The 22992-nt window shown below is 75.7% G+C and carries 17 protein-coding genes and 1 pseudogene; all 18 read left to right on the plus strand.

Annotated elements, in window-relative coordinates; all coding sequences use genetic code 11:
- Positions 1 to 62: 62 nt before the first annotated feature.
- Positions 63 to 1013: pseudogene (tilS, locus tag FB586_RS20375) on the plus strand (tRNA lysidine(34) synthetase TilS); the annotation flags it as partial.
- Positions 1014 to 1112: 99 nt separating this feature from the next.
- Positions 1113 to 1667 carry a hypoxanthine phosphoribosyltransferase gene (hpt, locus tag FB586_RS19785; RefSeq protein ID WP_222928325.1) on the plus strand — a complete coding sequence of 185 codons (555 nt, stop codon included), beginning with the start codon at positions 1113 to 1115 and terminating at the stop codon, positions 1665 to 1667.
- Positions 1668 to 1800: 133 nt separating this feature from the next.
- Entirely contained in the window at positions 1801 to 3846 is a 2046-nt protein-coding gene (gene ftsH / locus FB586_RS05980; RefSeq protein WP_136518432.1) for an ATP-dependent zinc metalloprotease FtsH, read from the plus strand.
- Positions 3847 to 3955: 109 nt separating this feature from the next.
- Complete coding sequence (folE, locus tag FB586_RS05985) at positions 3956 to 4570, plus strand: GTP cyclohydrolase I FolE (protein WP_442319894.1); 615 nt, start codon at positions 3956 to 3958, stop codon at positions 4568 to 4570.
- 83 nt (positions 4571 to 4653) lie between these two features.
- A complete protein-coding gene (gene folP, locus FB586_RS05990; protein WP_136518914.1) occupies positions 4654 to 5577 on the plus strand; it encodes a dihydropteroate synthase in 924 nt (307 codons plus the stop codon).
- Positions 5574 to 7253 (plus strand): 2-amino-4-hydroxy-6-hydroxymethyldihydropteridine diphosphokinase, encoded by a 1680-nt coding sequence (gene folK / locus FB586_RS05995; RefSeq protein ID WP_136518433.1) that lies wholly within the window; start codon positions 5574 to 5576, stop codon positions 7251 to 7253. The genes folP and folK overlap by 4 nt, the downstream gene beginning before the upstream one ends.
- On the plus strand, positions 7250 to 7741 hold the full coding sequence (locus FB586_RS06000) for a DUF3180 domain-containing protein (RefSeq protein ID WP_136518434.1): 492 nt from the start codon (positions 7250 to 7252) through the stop codon (positions 7739 to 7741). The genes folK and FB586_RS06000 overlap by 4 nt, the downstream gene beginning before the upstream one ends.
- Before the next feature lie 69 nt (positions 7742 to 7810).
- The gene (locus FB586_RS06005) at positions 7811 to 8332 is read left to right on the plus strand and encodes a PH domain-containing protein (protein ID WP_136518435.1); all 522 of its coding nucleotides are present in this window, start codon (positions 7811 to 7813) and stop codon (positions 8330 to 8332) included.
- A 17-nt stretch (positions 8333 to 8349) separates the two neighbouring features.
- The gene (locus tag FB586_RS06010) at positions 8350 to 10044 is read left to right on the plus strand and encodes a PH domain-containing protein (RefSeq protein ID WP_246036556.1); all 1695 of its coding nucleotides are present in this window, start codon (positions 8350 to 8352) and stop codon (positions 10042 to 10044) included.
- Positions 10041 to 11075, plus strand: a complete 1035-nt coding sequence (locus FB586_RS06015) for a Rossmann-like and DUF2520 domain-containing protein (protein ID WP_136518436.1) — start codon at positions 10041 to 10043, stop codon at positions 11073 to 11075. Before FB586_RS06010 ends, FB586_RS06015 begins: the two co-directional genes overlap by 4 nt.
- On the plus strand, positions 11072 to 12052 hold the full coding sequence (gene panC / locus FB586_RS06020) for a pantoate--beta-alanine ligase (RefSeq protein ID WP_136518437.1): 981 nt from the start codon (positions 11072 to 11074) through the stop codon (positions 12050 to 12052). Before FB586_RS06015 ends, panC begins: the two co-directional genes overlap by 4 nt.
- Complete coding sequence (panD, locus tag FB586_RS06025) at positions 12049 to 12603, plus strand: aspartate 1-decarboxylase (RefSeq protein ID WP_136518438.1); 555 nt, start codon at positions 12049 to 12051, stop codon at positions 12601 to 12603. The genes panC and panD overlap by 4 nt, the downstream gene beginning before the upstream one ends.
- The gene (locus FB586_RS06030) at positions 12600 to 14294 is read left to right on the plus strand and encodes an L-aspartate oxidase (protein ID WP_136518439.1); all 1695 of its coding nucleotides are present in this window, start codon (positions 12600 to 12602) and stop codon (positions 14292 to 14294) included. The genes panD and FB586_RS06030 overlap by 4 nt, the downstream gene beginning before the upstream one ends.
- Before the next feature lie 176 nt (positions 14295 to 14470).
- Complete coding sequence (locus FB586_RS06035; RefSeq protein ID WP_136518440.1) at positions 14471 to 19621, plus strand: endo-1,4-beta-xylanase; 5151 nt, start codon at positions 14471 to 14473, stop codon at positions 19619 to 19621.
- Between the two features lie 190 nt (positions 19622 to 19811).
- Positions 19812 to 20732, plus strand: a complete 921-nt coding sequence (gene nadC, locus FB586_RS06040; protein ID WP_136518441.1) for a carboxylating nicotinate-nucleotide diphosphorylase — start codon at positions 19812 to 19814, stop codon at positions 20730 to 20732.
- 75 nt (positions 20733 to 20807) lie between these two features.
- On the plus strand, positions 20808 to 22325 hold the full coding sequence (lysS, locus tag FB586_RS06045; RefSeq protein ID WP_136518443.1) for a lysine--tRNA ligase: 1518 nt from the start codon (positions 20808 to 20810) through the stop codon (positions 22323 to 22325).
- A gap of 25 nt (positions 22326 to 22350) precedes the next feature.
- The gene (locus FB586_RS19340; RefSeq protein ID WP_168800473.1) at positions 22351 to 22524 is read left to right on the plus strand and encodes a hypothetical protein; all 174 of its coding nucleotides are present in this window, start codon (positions 22351 to 22353) and stop codon (positions 22522 to 22524) included.
- Between the two features lie 89 nt (positions 22525 to 22613).
- The gene (locus tag FB586_RS06050; RefSeq protein ID WP_136518444.1) at positions 22614 to 22970 is read left to right on the plus strand and encodes a histone-like nucleoid-structuring protein Lsr2; all 357 of its coding nucleotides are present in this window, start codon (positions 22614 to 22616) and stop codon (positions 22968 to 22970) included.
- The last annotated feature ends 22 nt before the right edge of the window (positions 22971 to 22992 follow it).

Here is a 22992-nt window from a genome sequence, read left to right on the forward strand (position 1 = left end):
CCGTCGCCGCGGTGCGGACGGCCGTGCGGCGCGCGCTCGCGGACGTCCCGGCCGGGGCCGTCGTGCTCGTCGCGTGCTCGGGCGGTGCCGACTCCCTCGCGCTCGCCGCGGGCCTCGCGCACGAGGCCGGGCGCCGGGCGCGCACCGGTGCCGGGCTCGCGGCCGGCGCCGTCGTGGTGGACCACGGCCTGCAGGAGGGCTCCGACGCGTTGGCGGCCGCTGCGGCCGGCACCTGCCGGGAGCTCGGCCTCGACCCCGTGCACGTCGTGCGTGCGCACGTGACCGGTCCGGGCGGGCCGGAGGCTGCGGCGCGCGACGCACGGTACGCGGCGCTGCGGGAGGTCGCCGCGGGCACGGGCGCGGCGGCGGTGCTGCTGGGCCACACCCTCGACGACCAGGCCGAGGGCGTCCTGCTGGCGCTCGCGCGCGGGTCGGGGGAGCGCGCGCTCGCGGGCATGCGGCCGGTGCGCGGCGTGCTGCGCCGCCCGCTGCTCGGCCTGCGCCGGACCGACACGGAGGCCGCGTGCGCCGCCCAGGGCCTCACGCCCTGGCACGACCCGACCAACGGGCGGGATCCCGGCGCGACGGCCGCCGCGCCCGACCTGCCCCTGCGCAGCCGCGTGCGCCGCGACGTGCTGCCGCTGCTCGAGGAGGTCCTCGGCCCCGGCGTCGCGGCGTCGCTGGCACGCACGGCGGACGCCCTCGCGGAGTCGGCCGACGCGCTGGACGGGCTCGCGGCGGACCTGCTGGCGGACGCCCTGGTCCCGGACGCCCTGGTCCCGGACGCCCTGCTCCCGGACGGGCACGACGCCGTCGTCCTGGACGTCGCGGTGCTGGCGGGCGCCCCGACGGCGGTCCGCCGCCGCGCCCTGCACGCCGCCGCCGTCCGCGCCGGCGTGCCGGCGGGCTCCCTCGCGCGGACCCACGTGCTGGCCGTCGACGCGCTCGTCACGGACTGGCGCGGGCAGGGCGACGCGCACCTGCCCGGCGGGCGGGTCGGCCGCCGCTCGTGTGGCAGGCTCTACCTCGGCCGGCCGGGTGCCACGGCGCCCGGGGCGGCGGCACGCGCGCGGCCGCGTGACGACGACCAGCACGACGGGTGGGAGTGGGACGTGGACGCGGCGGACATGGGCGACGACCTCGAGCGGGTGCTGCTGAGCGAGGAGCAGCTGCACACGCGGCTGGACGAGATGGCCGCGCAGATCGACGCGGACTACGCGGGCCGCGAGGTGCTGCTCGTCGGCGTCCTCAAGGGCGCGGTCATGGTCATGGCGGACCTCGCGCGGCGCCTGCACGTGCCGATGGCGATGGACTGGATGGCGGTGTCGTCCTACGGCTCGGGCACCAAGTCGTCCGGCGTCGTGCGGATCCTCAAGGACCTCGACACGGACCTGACCGGCCGCCACGTGCTCATCGTCGAGGACATCATCGACTCGGGCCTGACGCTGAGCTGGCTGCTGTCCAACCTGCGCTCGCGCGGGCCGGCCTCGGTCGAGATCGCGACGATGCTGCGCAAGCCCGACGCCGCCAAGGTCGAGGTGCCGGTGCGCTACGTCGGCTTCGACATCGCGAACGAGTTCGTCGTGGGCTACGGCCTGGACTACGCCGAGCGGTACCGGAACCTGCCGTTCGTGGGCACGCTCGCGCCCCACGTCTACGGCGACTGAGAGGGCCGGCCGCGGCCGGCCCGGACGGGGTGTGCCCTGGGCGAACACCCAGGGAACGTCCAGCGCCGCCGTGTAACGTCGGGGCCCGGTGTCCCTGCGAGCGGAGGATGAGGGGCCAGCGCCCCGATCGCCCATGAACCTCAAGCGTCTCGTCCGCGGCCCCCTCCTGTGGGTCGCACTGGCCGTCGTCCTCACGGTGGTCGCCTTCAGCATGCTGCGCGTGCCCACCGTCCAGCAGGTCGACACGTCCACGGGCCTCGAGCTGCTCGAGGACGGCAAGGTCGAGCAGGTCCTCATCACCGAGGGCACGCAGCGGGTCGACCTGACCCTCACCGAGGCGTACCAGCCGGACGAGGAGACGGACCTCGGCACGCAGGTCTTCTTCTTCTACGTCACCCCCCAGGGCGAGCAGGTCGTCGACGCGGTCACCGCGGCCGACCCCGCCGAGGGCTTCACGTCGAAGGTCCCGCAGCCGTCCTGGTGGGGCAGCCTGCTCGGCATCCTCCTGCCGTTCGTCATCATCCTGGGCCTGTTCTGGTTCCTGATGTCGAACATGCAGGGCGGCGGCTCGCGCGTCATGAGCTTCGGCAAGTCCCGCGCCAAGCTCGTGAGCAAGGAGTCGCCCAAGGTGACGTTCGCGGACGTCGCGGGCGTCGACGAGGCGGTCGAGGAGCTCCAGGAGATCAAGGAGTTCCTCGCGGAGCCGGCCAAGTTCCAGGCCGTCGGCGCGAAGATCCCCAAGGGCGTCCTGCTCTACGGCCCGCCCGGGACCGGCAAGACGCTGCTCGCGCGCGCCGTCGCGGGCGAGGCGGGCGTGCCGTTCTACTCGATCTCCGGCTCGGACTTCGTCGAGATGTTCGTCGGCGTCGGCGCGAGCCGCGTGCGCGACCTGTTCCAGCAGGCCAAGGAGAACTCGCCGGCGATCATCTTCGTCGACGAGATCGACGCGGTCGGCCGCCACCGCGGCGCCGGGCTCGGCGGCGGGCACGACGAGCGCGAGCAGACGCTCAACCAGATGCTCGTCGAGATGGACGGCTTCGACGTCAAGACGAACGTCATCCTCATCGCCGCCACGAACCGCCCCGACATCCTCGACCCGGCGCTGCTGCGCCCCGGCCGCTTCGACCGCCAGGTCGCGGTGGAGCCGCCGGACCTCAAGGGCCGCGAGCACATCCTCAAGGTGCACGCGCAGGGCAAGCCGATGGCGCCGGGCGTCGACCTCGCGGTCGTCGCGCGCCGCACGCCCGGCTTCAGCGGCGCCGACCTCGCGAACGTCCTCAACGAGGCCGCGCTGCTCACCGCACGCCGCAGCGCCCAGGTCATCGACGACGCCGCGCTGGACGAGGCGATCGACCGCGTCATCGCCGGCCCGCAGAAGCGGACGCGCGTGATGAACGTCAAGGAGCTCAAGATCACCGCGTACCACGAGGGCGGGCACGCCCTGGTGGCGGCCGCGATGCGGTACACCGACCCGGTGACGAAGGTGACGATCCTGCCGCGCGGGCGCGCCCTCGGCTACACGATGGTCATGCCGATGGAGGACAAGTACTCCACGACCCGCAACGAGCTGCTCGACCAGCTCGCCTACGCCATGGGCGGCCGGGTCGCCGAGGAGCTCGTGTTCCACGACCCCACGACGGGTGCGAGCAACGACATCGAGAAGGCCACGCAGACGGCACGCAAGATGGTCACGCAGTACGGCATGAGCTCGCGCATCGGCGCGATCAAGCTGGGCCAGGAGTCGAGCGAGATGTTCCTCGGCCGCGACGTCGGCCACCAGCGCGACTACTCCGAGGACGTGGCCGCCGCGATCGACCTCGAGGTGCGCCAGCTCATCGAGCGGGCCCACGACGAGGCGCGCGAGGTCCTCGTGGAGTACCGCGACGTGCTCGACCACCTCGTGCTCGAGCTGCTCGAGAAGGAGACGCTCAACGGCGACCAGCTGGCGGAGATCTTCGCGCCCGTCACGAAGCGTCCGCCCCGCGAGGTGTGGATCTCCGGCGACGACCGGTCCGTCAGCGAGCGCGGCCCCGTCATGACGCCGGCCGAGAAGGCGGCGCAGAACGGTCACCCGGTCGTCCCGCAGGACGAGGCCGCCGCGGCGAGCGACGAGCGCCCGCCGACCGCCGTCGTCGAGGTGCCGCCGGGGCAGACGCCGGACACGGGCGGGCAGCACTGACGTGACCGGGCGGACGGAGGCCGACGTGACCGCGCAGGACGTGACCGGGCAGGACGTGACGGGGCAGGACGGGAGCCGGCGCGACGGGTCCGGCCAGGACCCCGACTCGGTGATCGTGCCGATCGGCGCGACGGGTCGTGGCGCCGGACTGGCGGTGGGGACGTTCGACGAGGCGCGCGCGGAGCGCGCCGTGCGCGAGCTGCTGCTCGCCGTCGGCGAGGACCCGGACCGCGAGGGCCTGCGCGAGACGCCGGGGCGCGTCGCGCGCGCCTACCGGGAGATCTTCGCGGGCCTGTACCAGGAGCCGCGGGACGTCCTGACGACGACCTTCGACCTCGGCCACGAGGAGATGGTCCTCGTGCGCGACATCGAGGTGTACTCGACCTGCGAGCACCACCTGGTGCCGTTCCACGGGGTCGCGCACGTCGGCTACATCCCCGGCGAGGACGGCCGCATCACGGGGCTGTCCAAGCTGGCGCGGCTCGTCGACGTGTACGCCCGGCGCCCCCAGGTGCAGGAGCGCCTGACGTCGCAGGTCGCGGACGCCCTGGTCGACGTGCTGCAGCCGCGGGGCGTCCTCGTGGTCGTCGAGTGCGAGCACCTGTGCATGTCGATGCGCGGCGTCCGCAAGCCGGGGTCCCGGACCGTGACGTCCGCCGTGCGGGGGCAGATGCGCGACGTCGCGACGCGCGCCGAGGCGATGAGCCTCGTCGCCGGGCGCTGAGCGCGGGCGGGGTGCCCGTGACGGCGCAGGAGCGGCTGAGCGCGCTGCCGGAGGCGCTGCGGGCCCCCGCGCGCACGCTCGTCATGGGCGTCGTCAACGTCACGCCCGACTCGTTCTCCGACGGCGGCCGCTGGTTCGACCCCGACGCGGCGGTCGCGCACGGCCTCGAGCTCGCCGCCCAGGGGGCGGACCTGCTCGACGTGGGCGGCGAGTCGACCCGGCCCGGCGCCGCCCGCGTCCCCGTCGACGAGGAGCTCGCGCGCGTGCTGCCCGTGGTGCGTCGCCTGGCCGCCGAGGGGGCGGCCGTGAGCGTCGACACCACGCGCGCCTCGGTGGCGCAGGCCGCGGTCGAGGCGGGCGCGGTGCTGGTCAACGACGTCTCCGGCGGCATGGCCGACCCCGAGATGCCGGCGGTCGTCGCAGGCACGGGGGCCGCGTACGTCGCGATGCACTGGCGCGGGCACGCCGACGTCATGGACGCCCACGACCTGTACGACGACGTGGTCGCGGACGTGCGCCGCGAGCTGGCGGAGCGCGTCGACGCGCTGCGCGCGGCCGGGGTGCGCGACGAGCAGGTGGTGCTCGACCCGGGCCTCGGCTTCGCGAAGACCGGCACCAGCAACTGGCCGCTGCTCGCGCACCTGCCGGCGCTCGTGGCCGACGGCTTCCCCGTGCTCGTCGGCGCGAGCCGCAAGCGGTTCCTCGGCCACCTGCTGGCCGACCGCGACGGCCGGCCGGCACCGCCGGCCGCGCGCGACCACGCGACCGCTGCCGTGACCGCCCTCGCGGCGGCCGCCGGCGTGTGGGCGGTCCGCGTGCACGAGGTGGCGGCGTCGGCGGACGCCGTGCGGGTCGCCGCCGCGTGGCGGGCGGCCCGGGGCGTCACGGACGACGGGGCGGACGACAGGGCGGACGACGACGGGGTCGGCACGCGGCGGGAGGGGCGCGCGACGGGGCGCGTCGGGCATGCTGCGGTGCGGACGCCCGGACCGGAGGGAGTGCGGTGAGCGCGCAGGACGACGTGCAGGACGGCGAGGGCCGTCGGCTCGACCAGATCAGGCTCGAGGGGATCCGGGCGACCGGGTACCACGGGGTCTTCGCGCACGAGCGCCGCGAGGGGCAGACGTTCGTCGCCGACGTCGTCGTGCACCTCGACACGCGTCGCGCCGCGGCCACCGACGACCTCGCGCACACGGTGAACTACGGCGTGCTCGCCGAGCACGTCGCGGCGGTGCTCGCCGGCGACCCGGCGGACCTCGTCGAGACGGTGGCCGAGCGCATCGCGGCGACGGTGCTGGCCCAGCCGCACGTGCAGGCGGTCGACGTGGCGGTGCACAAGCCGCAGGCGCCGATCACCGTCCCCTTCGGCGACGTCGTCGTGACGATCCGCCGGGACCGCACGAAGCTGCCCGCGGCGGAGCCGTACCGCCCGGGCTCCGGCGAGGCGCGCCGGCCCGATCCCGCGCCCCGTCCGGTGGCGCGCCCGGAGACCGCCCCGCTGCCCGTGACCCCCGCGCCCGGCGTCGCGGTGACCGCGGAGGCGGCGCACCTGCCCCACGACCCCGCCGAGCTGCCCGCGGAGCTGCCCGCGCCCGACCTCGGGCCGGACGGCAGCGCCCCGCTCGTGGTCGGGCCCGCCCCCACGGGCGCCGTCCCGACGGGCGTGCTCCCGGCCGTGGCGGCCGGCGCCGCGTCCGGCGGCGACGCCCCCTCCGGTGCGCACGCCCTCGGCCCCGGGCCCGACCTGCGCTACCACGCGCCCCGTCACGAGCCCGACCACGCCGGGGCCGGCGAGGGCGGCGTGGCCGGTGACCCGTTCGGCGGCGAGCGGACCCAGCTCATGCCGCCCGTGCGGGACGACGACGTCGTGGAGGGCGAGGTGCTCACCGACGAGCTGGACCGCGCGCCCGACGCGCCCGTCCAGACGGTCCTCGCGCTCGGCGCGAACCTCGGGCCGGCGCAGGAGACCCTGCGCCAGGCGGTCGCGGACCTCGCGGGGGTCGCCGGTCTGGAGGTGCTCGCCGTGTCCCCGCTCGCGCGGACCGCGTCGGTGGGCGGGCCGGAGCAGCCCGACTACCTCAACGCGGTGGTCGTCGCCCGCACGACCCTCGCCCCCCGCGCGCTGCTGCGCGAGGTGCACGCGATCGAGCAGCGCCACGGCCGCGAGCGGCTCGAGCACTGGGGGCCGCGGACCCTCGACATCGACATCGTCGTCCACGGCACCACGCTCGCCGTGACCGACGACCTCGAGCTGCCGCACCCGCGGGCGCACGAGCGCGCGTTCGTGCTGGAGCCGTGGGCGCAGGTGGACCCCGAGGCCGTCCTGCCCGGTCTCGGCGGGGGGCCGGTCGCCCAGCTCGCGGCCACGGCGCCGGACCGGGACGGCGTGCGCTGGATGGCGCTCGACTGGCTCACCGCGCCGGTGCCCGCCGCGAGCCCCGAGCCCGCACCGGCCGAGCCGATGACGCCGGAGCGCGGGTACGGCGACGGGCGCGGGCACGAGGACGCGCACCCGCAGACGCACCGGTCCGGGCCGTTCGACCCGGTCGGCTCCGTGGACCCGTCGGCACCGCCCGAGGGCCCGCGTCCGTTCCTCCCCGTCACGGGCACCACGCCGGCCGCGCCGCCGCCCGCACCCGGTGCGTGGGCGGGCGAGGCGCACGGGGACGCGCAGCGGCCGTGACCGCGACCCGTCGGCGCACCCTCGTCCTGCTCGCGGCCGCGGCCACGGCGGTCACCTGGTCGATCATGCGCGTGACCGTCGGACGCGGCGCCTCGCAGCCCCCGGAGGTGCCGTGGCTCGTCGTCGCGGTCGAGCTCGTCATCGCCGGCGTCGTGCTCGCCCTCGGGTGGGCGGTGCGGCAGTACCAGCAGGGCAAGCGGCCCACGCTGAACCCGCTGCGCGCCGCCCGCACGGCCGTGCTCGCGAAGGCCTCCTGCTACACCGGCGCCCTCCTCGTCGGCTGGTACGGCGGTCAGGCGCTGTCGCTGCTGACCGACAGCGACGTCCCGGGCAACCCGGCGCGCGCCGCCGCGGCGGGGCTGGCGGCGCTCGGCGCGCTCGTGCTCGCCGTCGTGGGGCTCGTGGTGGAGCACTTCTGCCGCATCCCGCCGCCGGACGCCGAGGCGGAGGGCCGGCGCGAGCCGGACGTCGACCCGACCGCGGGCTGAGGGCCGTCGGCCCGGCGAACCGTCCTCGCGACGGAGCCGCGCCGGTGCCGCCGGTGCCAGGATGAGGGCATGACCACCGACAGCCCGGGGCACGCGCCCGCGCCCACCGCCGGTCCGTTCGACCCGGCCGACGTCGCGTGGACGCCCGTCTCGTCGCGCCTGGCCACCGTGCGCCTGCTCATGATCGCGCTCTGGGGCGGCGGGCTCGTCGTCGTCACCGCCGTGGTCGCCGCGCTCGTGGGCTACGCCTGGCTCTGGGGCGTGCCGGCGGTGCTCGCCGCGCTGTTCCTGTGGGGTGCGCTGCTGGTGCGCCGGCAGGTGCGGGCGCTCGCGTACGCCGAGCGCGCCGACGACCTGCTCATCCGCCGCGGCATCCTGTTCCGCGAGCTGGTCGTGGTGCCCTACGGGCGCATGCAGTACGTCGACGTCAGCGCCGGCCCCGTGCAGCGGCGGTTCGGCATCGCGACGGTGCAGCTGCACACCGCCGCCCCGGGCACGGACGCGACGATCCCGGGCCTGCCGCCGCAGGAGGCCGCACGGCTGCGCGACCGCCTGGCCTCGCGCGGCGAGGCACGGCTGGCGGGGCTGTGAGCGATCCGGTCCGTCCCGTGCCCGAGCAGGCGCCGGAGGACGCGTACGACTGGCGGCGCATGCACCCGGTGACGCCGGCGCTGCGCGGCTGGAAGGTGCTCGCGGCGGTCGTCGCGGCCATCGGCTTCCAGCTGAGCGACGACGTCGGCAGCCTCGTGGAGCGGTTCGGGCCGGGCCGCGCGTGGCTGGTGCTGCTGGGCCTGCTCGCGCTGGTCGCGCTGGTCGGGTTCGCGTACTCGGCACTCGCGTGGCGCGTCACGCGGTACGCGGTGACGGACGAGGCGGTGCACCTGCGCCAGGGGCTCCTCTTCCGCCAGCAGCGCCAGGCGCGGCTGGACCGGCTGCAGGCCGTCGACGTCGTGCAGCCGCTGCTCGCGCGGCTGTTCGGCCTGGCCCAGCTGAACCTGGAGGTCGCCGGCGGGACGGGGTCCGCCGTGCAGCTCGCGTTCCTGCGGGAGGCGGACGCGGAGGCGCTGCGCGCGCAGATCCTCGCGCTCGCGGCGGGGCTGCGCCCGGGTGCGCCGTCGCCGGCGACCGGCGAGGACGCGGTCCCCGGCGGGCCGGCGGGCGAGGGTGCGCCGTCGTCCGCCGACGCCGTGGCACCGGGCCTGCCCGCGGACGCGGCCCTCGCCGGTCAGCCCGCCCCGGCAGGTGCCGCCGGCGGCACCCGCCCGGCGGTCCCCGCGTTCGAGGCCGCCCCCGAGCAGGTGGTGTACGAGCTGCCGATGCCGCGGCTCGTGCGCTCGATCGTCCGGTCGACGGCGCCGTGGGTGTTCCTCGCGGCGGTGGTCGGCGCGCTCGTCGCGGTCGTGGTCACCCGCGAGGTCGGGCCGCTGTTCCTCGTCGGGCCCGGCGCCCTCGGCGTCGGCGGGTACGTGTGGGGCCGGCTCAACGGCGCGGCGACGTTCCGTGCGGCGACGTCCCCGGACGGGATCCGGCTGCGGCACGGCCTGACGGAGAAGCGGACGCAGACCGTGCCGCCGGGCCGTGTGCAGGCGGTGCGGCTGACGCAGGGCCCGCTGTGGCGGGGCCCGGACTGGTGGCGCGTGGAGATGAACGTCGCCGGGTACGGCCCCGAGGCGTCGAACGCGTCGGTGCTGCACCCCGTCGCGACGCGTCAGGAGGCGGCGGTCGCGCTGTGGCTCGTGCTGCCCGACCTCGGCACGGACGACCCGCTGGGCGCGCTCGACGCGGCGTGCCGGGGCACGGTCGACGACGGCGGCTTCACACCGGCGCCGCGGCGGGCGCGCTGGCTCGACCCGCTGGGCTGGCGGCGGCACGGCGTCCTCGTGACGCGGACGGCGCTGCTCATGCGCTCCGGGCGGTGGTGGCGCACCGTGGTGGTCGTGCCGCACGAGCGCACCCAGAGCCTCGCGGTGACGCAGGGGCCGGTGCAGCGGCGGCTGGCGCTCGCGACGTTCGTCGCGCACTCCACCCCCGGCCCCGTCTCCCCGCAGGTGGCGCACCTCGACGCCGCCGTGGCCGGCGCCCTGCTGGGCGAGCAGTCGGAGCGGGCGCGGCACGCGCGAGCCGTCGCCGGGCCCGAGCTGTGGATGCGCGCGGCGGAGGCACCGCACGCGCCGGCGTCGATCGGCTCGGCCGCGGGCGCACCGGGCGCCGGCACGCCGACCGCCGGGCCCGAGCTCGGCACGTCGCCCACCGCCGCGGGGACCGGCACGACGTCGCCCTCCGCCCCGGGGGACGCCCCGTGAGCGCCGACCCCGCCGCCCGCCCGGGCCGCCTCGGGGTCGGCGTCGTCGGCGCCGGCCGCGTGGGTGCCGTGCTCGGCAGCGCGCTCGCGGGCGCCGGGCACCCGGTGGTGGCGGTGAGCGCGGTGTCGCAGGAGTCGCGCGAGCGTGCCGCGGCCCTGCTGCCGGGCGTCCCCGTGGTCGACGTGCCCGAGGTGGTGCGCCGCGCCGAGCTCGTGCTGCTGGCCGTCCCGGACGACGCCCTGCCGGGGCTCGTCCGGGGGCTGGCGGAGACCGGCGGCTGGCAGCCCGGCCAGATCGTCGTGCACACGTCGGGACGGTTCGGCGTCGACGTGCTCGCGCCCGCGCGTGCCGCCGGCGTCATCCCGCTCGCGCTGCACCCGGCCATGACGTTCACGGGCACGTCGCTGGACCTGGCGCGCCTCGCAGGCTGTGCCTTCGCGGTGACGGCGCCGGCGCCGGTGCTGCCGATCGGCCAGGCGCTCGTGGTGGAGATCGGCGGGGAGCCCGTGGTGCTGCCCGAGGAGGCGCGCGGCCTGTACCACGCGGGTCTCGCGCACGCCGCGAACCACCTCGTCGTGCTCGTCGCGCAGGCGTCCGAGGCGCTGCGTGCGGCCGGGGTGCCGGAGCCGGGACGGGTCCTGCGGCCGCTGCTGGACGCCGCGCTCGACGGCGCCCTGCGCGCGGAGGACGCGTCGGGCCCGGACGGGCCGGGCGCGATCGCGGCCCTCACCGGGCCCGTGCGGCGCGGCGACGCCGGCACGGTCGGCGAGCACGCTGTGACGCTGGCCGCACTGGGCACCCGCACGGGCGCGGTGGACGTGCCGAACGGGTACGGTGCCCTGGCCCGCGCGGCGACGTCGCGGGCGCTCGCGGCCGGGCTGCTCGGTGCGGCCGACGCCCAGCGCGTCCTCGACGCGCTGACGGGCATCAACCCGGGCACCGGCGCGTTGGACACATCGGACGGCCCGGGGCCGGCCCCGGGGCCCGACGGGCAGGACGACGGCGGCACGGCGCCGCAGGAGGACGCATGACGACCAGTCCCGTGCTGGTGCAGGACCGCGCGGCGCTCGACGCCGCGCTCGACGCGCAGGACGAGGCGGCCCTCGAGTCCGCCGACGCCGCCGACTCCGGGCGGCCGTACCTGCGCGCGGTCGTGATGACGATGGGCGCGCTGCACGAGGGCCACCTCGAGCTGGTCCGCCGTGCGCGCGAGCTCGCCGACGCCGTGGTCGTGACGATCTTCGTCAACCCGCTGCAGTTCGGGCCGGCGGAGGACCTCGACCGCTACCCGCGCGACCTCGAGGGCGACCTGCGCCTGCTGACGGGGCCGGGGCTGCTGGGCGAGGGCGACGTCGTGTTCGCCCCGACGCCCGACGTCGTGTACCCCGACGGGGACCCGGTGGTGCGCGTCTGCGCGGGACGCATCGGGGACGTGCTCGAGGGCGCATCGCGGCCGGGGCACCTCGACGGGGTCCTCACGGTGGTGCTCAAGCTCCTGCACCTGACGCGTCCCGACGCCGCGGTGTTCGGCCAGAAGGACGCCCAGCAGCTCGCGGCCGTGCGCCGCATGGTGCGCGACCTCGACGTCCCGGTCGAGGTCGTCGCGCACCCGACGGTCCGGGAGGACGACGGGCTGGCGCGCTCGAGCCGCAACGCCTACCTGTCGGCCGACGAGCGCGCCCGGGCGCTCGCGCTGTCGGCCGCGCTGCGCGCCGGTGCCGCGGCGGCGGACGCGGGGGAGGGCGCCGAGGCCGTGCGGGCGGCGGCCCGGCGCGTGCTGGACGACGCGCTGACGGACGGGGACGCGGTGGACTACGTCGCCCTCGTCGACCCCGCGACGTTCGCCGACGCCGACACCACCACGACCGACGCGCTGCTGCTGCTCGCCGCGCGCATCGGCGCCACCCGCCTCATCGACAACGCGCCCGTCACCCTGCGGGCCGACGCCACGACCCCCGCCGCGGCCCACGAGGTGCACGGCGACCGCACGGCCGGAGGTGCCGCGTGACCACGCTCCAGCGCACGATGATGACCGGCAAGATCCACCGCGCCACCGTGACCGCGGCGGACCTGCACTACGTCGGCTCGATCACCGTGGACGCCGACCTGCTCGCGGCGGCGGACGTGCTGCCGGGTCAGCAGGTCGACGTCGTCGACGTGACGAACGGGTCGCGGCTGACGACGTACGCGATCGCGGGCGAGCCCGGGTCGGGGCAGGTCTGCGTCAACGGCGCGGCCGCGCACCTGGTGCACCCGGGGGACGTCGTCATCGTCATCGCGTACGGGACGATGTCGGACGCCGAGGCGCGCACCTACGCTCCGCACGTCGTGCTCGTCGACGCCGAGAACCGCATGGTCGCCCTCGACGACGACCCCGGTCAGGTGCCGAGCGAGTGGACCGCCGAGGCGGGCCTGGTGCCGAGCGGGCTGCCGCTGGCCGAGGGACGCGCCGCGGTCGCCGCCGGTCCCCACGCGCCGGCCGCCCTCGGGGCGCCGGCGCAGGTGCCCTCGCCGCACGCGCCCGCGCAGCCGGGCAGCGGCGCCACCACCCCCCGGTGACGCGGCTCGCGACCCGCCTGGCGGCGCCGGCCCCGGGCTGGACCGTCCACGCCGACGCGGTGGTGGTCGGCTCGGGCATCGCGGGGCTGACCGCGGCCCTGGAGCTGCGCGCCCGGGTGGGTCGCGTGCTGCTGGTGACGAAGGACGTGCTCTCGTCGGGGTCGACGGTGTGGGCGCAGGGCGGCATCGCGGCCGCGCTGGACCCCGCGGACTCCCCGGCCGCGCACCTGCAGGACACGCTCGTCGCCGGGGCGGGCCTGTGCGACCCGCGGGCCGTGGAGATGCTGGTGACGGAGGGGCCGGCGCGGGTGCGCGAGCTCGTCGCGCGCGGCGCGGTGTTCGACACGGGCCCCGACGGCACGCTGAGCCTCACCCGCGAGGGCGGGCACCTCGCGGACCGCATCGCGCACGCGGGCGGCGACGCGACGGGCGCGGAGATCTCGCGGGCGCTCGTCGCGCAGATCGAGGCCGTGCGCGACGACCCGGGCATCGAGGTGGTCGAGCACGCGCTCGTGCTCGACGTGCTCACGGGGGAACCCGGCCCCGACGGCGCCCCGGGGCCGGTGCGGGGCGTGACGCTGCACGTGATCGGCGAGGGGTCGCGCGACGGCGTCGGGGCAGCGCTGGCGCCCGCGGTCGTCCTGGCCACCGGGGGCATCGGGCAGGTGTACCGCTCGTCGACGAACCCGGCGCTCGCGACGGGTGACGGCATCGCGGCGGCGCTGCGCGCGGGGGCGCGGCTGGGCGACCTCGAGTTCGTGCAGTTCCACCCGACGGTGCTGTGGCTCGGCTCGGGGGTGAAGGGGCAGCTGACGCTCGTCTCGGAGGCGGTGCGGGGCGAGGGCGCGTACCTGCTGGACACGGACGGCGTGCGGTTCATGCCCGACGTGCACCCGCTCGCCGAGCTCGCGCCGCGCGACGTCGTCGCCCACGCGATCGTGCGGCGCACCGCGGCGACCGGGGCCGACCACGTGTGGCTGGACGCGCGGCACCTGGGGGCGGACTTCCTGCGGCGCCGCTTCCCGACGATCCACGCGCGGCTGCTCGACCACGGCATCGACCTCACGACGGACCTCGTGCCCGTCGCGCCCGCCCAGCACTACCACTCGGGCGGCGTGGTCACGGACCTCGACGGACGGGCGTCGGTGCCCGGGCTGTACGCGGTCGGCGAGGTCGCGTGCACGGGCGTGCACGGGGCGAACCGGCTGGCGTCGAACTCGCTGCTGGAGGGCCTGGTCTTCGCGCACCGGGCGGCGCGCGACGTGGCCGCCCGCCTGGAGGGCGGCTTCCTCACCCCGGGCGACCCCGTGGAGCGGCCGGGGGAGGCCGCCCTCGTGGCGGCGGCCGCGCGCTCGCGCGTGCAGCGGGCGGCGACGGACGGCCCGGGCGTGCTGCGCTCGGGGGAGGGGCTGCGCCGTGCCGCGCAGACCCTGGCGGCGGTACCCACGGACGCGCACCTGCGGCACGACGACGGCCGCGCCCTGGCGGCCCCGCAGACCGCGGAGTGGGAGACGACGAACGTCCACCAGGTGGCGACGGTGCTCACCCGGGCGGCGCTGGCGCGCGAGGAGTCGCGCGGCGGGCACGCACGGACGGACTTCCCCCGCACGAGGGACGCGTGGCGGGGCCGCGTCGAGCTGGCGCTCGACGGGGACGGCTCCGTGCGCGTGTCGGGGCCCTCCGGCGCCTGATCCGACCGAAACTTTCCGGTCTCAGTTTCGCATCGCCGTTCGGGCGAACCTTCCCTCGGACACTGGTCCGACTTCATCATCGTCCCGTAGTTTCCAGCAGCACTGCCATCTTTTCGCGCAAGGGAGCGTCGATGCATCGGATGCGGAGGACCCGTAGGGTCCTCGAAACTATCGAGATGGGAGCGGCGGTGATCGGGCAGCAGCCCCCGTCGCGGAGGAAGAGGACGTACCGACCGGGGACCGCGAGCCGCTGGGCCGCCGTCCGCACGACCCTGGCCAGCCGCGACGGCCGGCGGGGAGCCGTCGCCACGGCCGCCGTGGGCGCGCTCGTCGCGGGCGTCGTCGCGCCCCTCATGGCGACGGCCGCCCCGGGCGACGTCGTCGTGGTGGCGGAGGACTTCCAGTCCGCCACGCCGGCCGCCCCGCAGGGCGTGCTCGTGCAGAGCGGCAACCCGACCCTCGCGCAGGTGACCGAGGGGACGAACCACGTCCTCGGCGTCACCGACCGCGCGAACAGCTACGACTCCGTGTCGACGGCCACCGGCCTGTTCGAGGCCGGCGTGCAGTACACGCTCACCGCCAAGGTCAAGCTCGTGCAGCCGGTCGCGTCCGCGTCCGCGCGGCTCGTCGCCTTCGACGGCGCGAACGCCTACGACTGGGTCGGCAACACCGCGGTGGACGCCGCCGGGTGGACGACGATCACCGGGACGCACACGTTCCCGGCCACGATCGTCCCCTCGGCCGCGAAGGTCACCGTCGAGGTCTCCGCCGGCAGCGCGTTCCCGAGCTTCCTCCTCGACGACCTGAGCATCACGAAGCCGGGCCCGACGGGTCCGCAGGCTGTCCTGAGCAGCGACTTCGAGCAGGGCACGAGCCCGTGGGAGGCGCGCGGCGCCGCGGTCCTCACGCAGTCGGACGACGCGCGCACGGGCTCGTCGAGCCTGTCCGTGACCGGCCGAACCGCCGGCTGGCACGGTCCCGCGGTCGACGTCTCGGGACTCATGGTCTCGGGCGACTACACCGTCTCCGCGTGGGTCAAGCTCCCCGCGGGCGCGACCGGCACCCAGGAGATCAACCTGGGCGTGAACCAGCCGGGCGCCGAGAACGAGTACCCGTGGCTCGGCAGCCGCGTCGCGGTGGGCGCCGACACGTGGGTCGAGCTCACCGGCACGTACACGGTCGACCCGGCGACCCCGCCGGCCCTCCTGTACGTCGAGTCGGCGGACGCGACCACGCCGTTCCTCGTCGACGACGTCGTCGTCACCGGCACGCCGGCCACGGGTGGCCCGACGGACCCGTCCGTCGTGCCCGGTGGCGCGGTGAACCCGACGACCACGCCCGTCACGGCGGCGCGCGGCACCGGTGACGTCGCGGCGCTGACGTTCGACGACGGCCCGAACCCGGGCGAGACCGAGGAGCTCCTCGACTACCTGCAGGAGAACGGCGTCACGGCGACGTTCTGCGTCATCGGCCAGAACGTGCAGGCCGCCGGCGGTGCTGCGCTGGTCCGGCGGATGGTCGCCGAGGGGCACACCCTCTGCAACCACTCGACGAGCTACGAGTCGATGCAGTCCCTCACGGTCGAGCAGGCCGAGGAGCGGATGGCCGAGAACCTGCGGATCATCCGCGAGGCGGCCGGCGACCCGAACCTGCCGGTGCCGTACTTCCGGGCGCCGAACGGCCAGTGGGGCAGCACGCCCGCCGCGGCCGTCAGCCTCGGCATGCAGCCGCTCGGGCTCGGCAACATGATCAACGACTGGGACGAGACGCAGCCCTCGGTCGACACGCTGGTCACCAACCTGCGCAACGCGATCGAGCCGGGCGCGGTCGTGCTCGTGCACGACGGCGGCGGCGACCGCGCCAACGGCGTCGCCGCCGTGAAGCAGGTCGTCACCGAGCACCTCGCGGACGGCTGGAGCTTCACGCTGCCGCAGGGCGGTGCCCCGGAGCAGCCGACCGGAGCCTCGATCGTCGCCGACTTCGAGGACGGGACCACGCAGGGCTGGGGTCCGCGTGACGACGGCCAGGGCCCCCCGACCGTCGAGGTCGTGTCCCCGGGTCGTGACAGCGACCACGCGCTGCGCGTGAGCGACCGCGTCTCGCAGGGCCAGGGTGCCCAGATCCCCGTCGCGGGCGTGCTCGTGCCGGGCAAGGGCTACGACCTGAGCGCGTGGATCAAGTTCGACTCCGCCCCGGGCGACATGACGCTCAGCGTGCACACCCGCACGGGCGAGACGGACGGGTACAGCAACCTCGTCCAGCTCACGGGCCTGTCGACCGGCTGGACGCACGTCACCGGCAAGTTCTCGCTCCCGACGGGGGCGCAGGAGATCTACTTCGAGACCCGGTGGGCGAACGGCGAGGCGGGCAACACCTCGACGTTCCTGCTCGACGACATCGCGATCACGCCGACGCCCGAGGGGACGGTGCAGGACCTGCCGCCGCTCAAGGGCACGGTGGACTTCCCGCTCGGCGTCGCCATCGACAGCCGTGAGACGTCGGGTGCGCCCGGCCGGCTCACCGAGCTGCACTTCGGGCAGGTCTCCGCCGAGAACCACATGAAGCCCGAGGCCTGGTACACGGGGAGGACCTTCACCCCGCACCCCGAGGCGGACGCGATCATGCGGTTCGCGCAGGAGAACGACCTGCGCGTGTACGGGCACGTGCTGACGTGGCACAGCCAGACCCCGGCCTGGTTCTTCCAGGACGAGGAGGGCAAGCCGCTGCCGGCGACGAACGAGGGCAAGCAGGTCCTGCGCGACCGCCTGCGCACGCACATCCACGCCGTCGCGGAGTACCTGCACGACGAGTACGGGGACTTCGGCTCCGACAGCAACCCGCTCGTCGCGTGGGACGTCGTCAACGAGGTCATCTCGGACGGCGCCGAGTTCGAGGACGGCATGCGCCGCTCGGAGTGGTACCGGATCCTCGGGGAGGAGTTCGTCGACCTCTCCTTCCGGTACGCGGACGAGTACTTCAACGGTGAGTTCGCGGCGCCGGGCACCGACCGCCCGGTCACCCTGTTCATCAACGACTACAACACCGAGCAGGCCGGCAAGCAGCAGCGGTACTACGACCTGGTCGAGCGCCTGATCGACCGCGACGTGCCGATCGACGGCGTGGGCCACCAGTTCCACGTCAGCCTCGCGATGCCGGTGTCGGCGCTCGAGGGCGCGATCGTCAAGTTCTCCGACCTCGGCCTCACGCAGGCCGTGACGGAGCTCGACGTGACGACGGGCACGCCGGAGAGCGAGGCCAAGTTCATCGAGCAGGGCTACTACTACCGGGACGCGTTCCGCGCCTTCCGGGAGCACGCCGACCAGCTGTACTCGGTGACGGTCTGGGGTCTGACGGACGGGCGCAGCTGGCGCGACTCGTCCGGCGGTCCGCTCCTGTTCGACGACGACCTGACGGCCAAGCCCGCCTACTACGGCGCCGCCGACGCCGAGCTGCCGGCGCGTCTGCGCACGGCGGACGTGTTCGCGGGTGACGTGCCGCTCGACGAGGACGCCACGTCCTCGCCGCAGTGGGACCGCCTGCCGCTGCACGAGGTGGACGACGTGGCCGCGTTCCAGCTGCGCTGGGCGCCGGACCACCTGACGGCCTACGTGACCGTCGCGGACACCACCGAGCAGGGCACCGACGCGCTGACGTTCGTCGTCGGCGACGAGGAGCACACGTTCGGACGGGACGGCGCGGGCGACGTCGACGGCGTCGTCACCGAGTCGGAGGGCGGCTGGACGGCCGTCGTCCACCTGCCGGTCGCCGGTGCGGAGGAGGGGGACACCCTCGACTTCGACCTGCAGGTGACGGACGGGTCGAGCACGGCGGGCTGGAACACGCCCGGCGCCCTCGGCACCCTCTCGCTCGTCGAGGCGCTGTCGTACGTCGAGGTCGTCGAGGCCGCTGCCACGCCGTCCGTCGACGGCCAGGTGGACGACCTGTGGGAGGCCGCGAACGTCGTGACCACCGAGAAGCAGGTCCAGGGCACGGGCGGCGCCGTCGCCGAGGTGCGCACGCTGTGGCGCGGCAGCGTCCTGTACGTGCTCGCCGAGGTGGCTGACCCGGTCGTGGACGTCTCGGGCTCCGACCCGTGGGTGCAGGACTCGGTGGAGATCTACGTCGACGCCGGGAACTACAAGAACTCGTCCTACCGCTACGACGACACGCAGATCCGCATCAGCGCGGACAACGTGGTGTCGTTCGGCACCGGCGACGTCCCCTTCCAGCAGGCGCGTCTCGTCTCCGCGACGGAGCGCACCGAGGGGGGCTACCGCGTCGAGGCGGCGATCAGCCTGCTCGAGGAGGGCGGCCTGGGGACGTTCCACGGCCTGGACTTCCAGGTCAACGACGCCGCCGACGGCTCGCGCAGCTCGATCCGCAACTGGGCGGACCCGACGGGTGCGGGCTACCAGACGCCGGCCCGCTGGGGTGTCGGGCAGCTGGTGGCGGCGCCGGAGGAGCCGGAGCCGACGCCGACCCCGACGCCGACGCCGACCGTGACGCCCACGCCGGCCGCCGTGACCCTCGAGTGGGGCTGGGGCGCGGAGTGCGTCGCCGGCGAGCCGGTCGGGTTCGTCGCCTGGGAGGAGCCGCTGCCCGAGGGCATCGAGTCCGTCGAGCTGCGCAGCAACGGCGCGGGGGACCTGTACGGCAACGGCGAGGACCTCCCGCTGGGCGAGTACTACCTGGGGATCGTCGTCGCCGAGGGCTACGTCCTCGGCAACGAGGAGGCCGTGGGCGGCACCGGCGGGAGCTACGCCATCGAGGTGACCGTCGAGACGTCGGAGGAGTGCACGGGGGCGACCCCGACGCCGACGCCGACGGGTGAGCCCACGACGTCGCCGAGCCCCACGACGTCGCCGAGCCCGACGGTCCCGTCCGACGGCAAGCCGACCATCACGCTCGGTGCGCAGCAGGTGCGTGCCGGCGGGCAGGTCGACGTCAAGCTCGCCGGGTTCGAGGCGGGCCAGAAGGTGACCGTCTCCCTCGGTGCCGGCGCGACCGCTCGCCAGGGTGCGGCGCTCGCCGCTCCCGCGGGGAGCACCGCGCTCGGCACGGTGACGGTCGCGGCCGACGGCACGGCGACCCTGCGGGTCACGGTGCCGGCGAGCACGACGCCGGGCGTGTACGTCCTGCAGGCCTCGGACGGCGGCACGGTGCTCGCGAGCACCGGGCTGACGGTCCTGGCCGCGCAGGCGGCGGCCGGTGGCGGCCTGGCGGTCACGGGCACGGGCATCGGGATCGGCGTCCTCGCCGTCCTGGTGCTGGCGGCGGGCGTCGCGCTCGTCGTCGCCCGCAAGCGGGGCCTGCTCACGCGGCCCTGACGACGTGACCCGGTCGCGGCGCCTGCCGCGGCCGGGTCCGACGTCACCGACCTCCCCGGAGGTCGATGGCGACGAGCCCCACGGGCCGGTCCCCCCCGGCGGCCCGTGGGGCTTCGTCGTGCCCGGGCGCGGCGCGACGGGCACGGACGGTCGCGGGCCGGCCGTCTCGTCCGCGCTAGCGTGACGCCCCGTGACGACGCCCACGGATCCCCGACTGCCCGGCGACCCGGGCCCCGACGCCGCCGCGGTCGCCCGGGTGGTCGCGGCCGCGCTCGACGAGGACCTCGGCACGGCGCCCGGGCGTGACGTCACGACGCAGGCCACCGTCGGGGCGGGGACGACCGGCACGGCCGACCTCGCGGCACGCGCCGAGGGCGTCGTCGCAGGCCTGGTCGTCGTCCCCGAGGTCCTCGCCCAGGTCGCCGAGCGGCTCGGTCTGCCCACCCCCGCCGCGCGGTGGGTCGTGCCCGACGGCGCGCCGGCTCGCGCGGGGGACGTCGTCGCGCGGCTCGAGGGCCCGGTCCAGGTGCTCCTCGTCGCCGAGCGCACGCTGCTCAACCTCGTCAGCCGCGCGTCCGGCGTCGCGACGCACACCCGCCGCTGGGCCGACGCGCTCGAGGGCACCGGCGCCCAGGTGCTGGACACGCGCAAGACGACGCCCGGGCTGCGCGCGCTCGAGAAGTACGCGGTGCGGTGCGGCGGGGGCACGAACAAGCGCATGGGCCTGCACGACGTCGCGATGGTGAAGGACAACCACGTCGTCGCGGCCGGTTCGGTCGCCGCCGCCGTGGCGGCCGTGCGCGCGGCCTTCCCCGACGTGCCCGTGCAGGTCGAGGTCGACCGCCCGGAGCAGGCCGACGAGGCGCTCGACGCGGGGGCCGACTTCCTGCTGCTCGACAACATGGACGACGCGACCCTGCGTGCCACCGTGACCCGCGTGCGGGCCCGCGAGGGGGAGACGGGGCACGTGGACCTCGAGGCGACCGGCAACCTGACCCTCGACCGTGCGCGGGCCGTCGCACGGACCGGCGTCGACTTCCTCTCCGTCGGGGCGCTCACGCACTCCTCGCCGATCCTCGACCTGGCGCTCGACCTGCACGCCGAGGGCTGAGCCCGCGAGGTGGACGTGGTGGGCGGCACGTCCCCGGCAGCGGGGTGGCCTCCGCGGCGCCCGTAGGATCGGAGGGTGACCGACACGCCCGCGACGACCCCCGCCGCCGACGACGTCCCCGAGCAGATCCAGGTGCGCCGGGCCAAGCGCGAGCGCCTGCTCGCCGCGGGCGTCGCGCCGTACCCGGTGGGCGTGCCGCGCACGACCACGATCGCCGACGTCCGCGCCGCGCACCCCGACCTGGAGCCGGGTGCGGAGACCGACGACGTCGTGGGCGTGGCCGGCCGCGTGGTGTTCCTGCGCGTCACCGGCCGCCTGGCGTTCGCGACCCTGCAGGACGGTGCCGGCAACCGGCTGCAGGCGATGCTGAGCGAGAAGGAGGTCGGCGCCGAGGCGCTCACGTCGTTCAAGTCGGACGTCGACCTCGGCGACCACGTGTTCGTCCACGGGCGCGTGATCGCGTCCCGCCGGGGCGAGCTCAGCGTGATGGCCGACGAGTGGCGCATGGCCGCCAAGGCGATCCGCCCGCTGCCGAACCTCTACGAGGGCGCCGACCTGTCGGAGGAGGCGCGGGTCCGGCAGCGCTACGTCGACCTCATCGTGCGCCCGGGTGCGCGGGACATGGTCCGCCTGCGCGCGGCGGTCGTGCGTTCCCTGCGGGAGAACTTCTGGCGGCGCGGTTATCTCGAGGTGGAGACCCCGATGCTGCAGGTGCGCCCCGAGGGCGCGGCGGCGCGGCAGTTCGAGACGCACATGAACGCCTTCGACATCGACCTGTACCTGCGGATCGCGCCCGAGCTCTTCCTCAAGCGGGCCGCCGTCGGGGGCGTCGAGAAGGTCTTCGAGATCAACCGGAACTTCCGCAACGAGGGCGTCGACGCGACGCATTCCCCCGAGTTCGCGATGCTCGAGGCGTACGAGGCCTACGGCGACTACGACACGATGGCGGCGCTCACGCAGGACCTCGTGCAGACGGCCGCGCGCGACGCGCTCGGCACGACCGTCGTGACCCTCGCCGACGGTTCCGAGTACGACCTCGGCGGCGAGTGGACGTCGCTGACGATGTACGGGTCGCTGTCCGAGGCGCTCGGCGAGGAGATCACCCACGACACCTCCGAGGAGCACCTGCTGGCGCTGCTGGAGAAGGCCGAGATCGAGCTGGCACCGGCGCAGCGCAACCACGGCAAGATGGTCGAGGAGCTGTGGGAGCACCACGTCGGCTCGACACTGTGGGCGCCGACGTTCGTGCGCGACTTCCCCGTGGAGACGTCCCCGCTGACGCGTGACCACCGCACCGAGCGCGGCCTGGTCGAGAAGTGGGACCTGTACGTGCGCGGCATGGAGCTGGCGACGGCGTACTCCGAGCTCGTGGACCCGGTGGTCCAGCGGCAGCGCTTCGAGGCGCAGGCGCTGCTGGCGGCCCGCGGCGACGACGAGGCGATGCGCATCGACGAGGACTTCCTCGCCGCGATGGAGCACGCGATGCCGCCGTCGGGCGGCATGGGGATGGGCGTCGACCGGCTGCTCATCGCCATGACCGGTCAGGGCATCCGTGACACGATCCTTTTCCCGCTCGTGAAGCCGCAGGGCTGACGCTGTCATTGCGCCGGAGGTAGCCGTGGACAACTGGGGTGGCGTTCTCGCCGCATTGCTGCCGTCGGTCGGCGTCGGCGTGATCTTCTGGTTCTCGATCCGCGCGATCGTGAACGCGGACCGGCGCGAACGGCAGGAGCTCGCGCGCCTGGAGGCGCAGGCACCGGGCGCGGCGCCCGAGCGCGCAGGGGATTCCTGAGCCAATTTCTGCGACCGTTTGACGTGCCGGAATGTGCGGTGCGACGCTGTGCCCGTCAGCACGTCGAACAATTGCCTCGGGAGATCTCCATGGCGCAGAAGGTCCAGGTCCTGCTCGTCGACGACGTCGACGGCGGCACCGCCGACGAGACCGTCACGTTCGGTCTCGACGGTGTGACGTACGAGATCGACCTGACGGCCGAGAACGCCGCGAAGCTCCGCGACGCCCTGGCCCCGTGGGTCGGTCACGGCCGCCGCGTCGGCGGTCGCTCCTCCTCCGGCCGCTCCTCCTCGGGGCGCTCCTCCTCGGGCTCGTCGTCGTCGCGCAGCGCGCGCGCCAACGAGGCGCAGGAGATCCGCGAGTGGGCGAAGGAGAACGGCTACCAGGTGTCCGAGCGCGGGCGCATCTCCGCGGAGGTGCGCCAGGCGTACGACGCCGCGCACTGAGCGCGTCGCCACGCACGACGAG

The sequence above is a fragment of the Cellulomonas telluris genome (assembly GCF_004886325.1).
GTDB lineage: Bacteria > Actinomycetota > Actinomycetes > Actinomycetales > Cellulomonadaceae > Cellulomonas > Cellulomonas telluris.

Coding starts and splice junctions, on each gene's coding strand:
- FB586_RS06035 (WP_136518440.1), top strand. CDS start 14,471: ATGGGAGCGGCGGTGATCGGGCAGCAGCCCCCGTCGCGGAGGAAGAGG.
- folP (WP_136518914.1), top strand. CDS start 4,654: ATGGGCGTCGTCAACGTCACGCCCGACTCGTTCTCCGACGGCGGCCGC.
- FB586_RS06005 (WP_136518435.1), top strand. CDS start 7,811: ATGACCACCGACAGCCCGGGGCACGCGCCCGCGCCCACCGCCGGTCCG.
- ftsH (WP_136518432.1), top strand. CDS start 1,801: ATGAACCTCAAGCGTCTCGTCCGCGGCCCCCTCCTGTGGGTCGCACTG.
- FB586_RS06050 (WP_136518444.1), top strand. CDS start 22,614: ATGGCGCAGAAGGTCCAGGTCCTGCTCGTCGACGACGTCGACGGCGGC.
- panC (WP_136518437.1), top strand. CDS start 11,072: ATGACGACCAGTCCCGTGCTGGTGCAGGACCGCGCGGCGCTCGACGCC.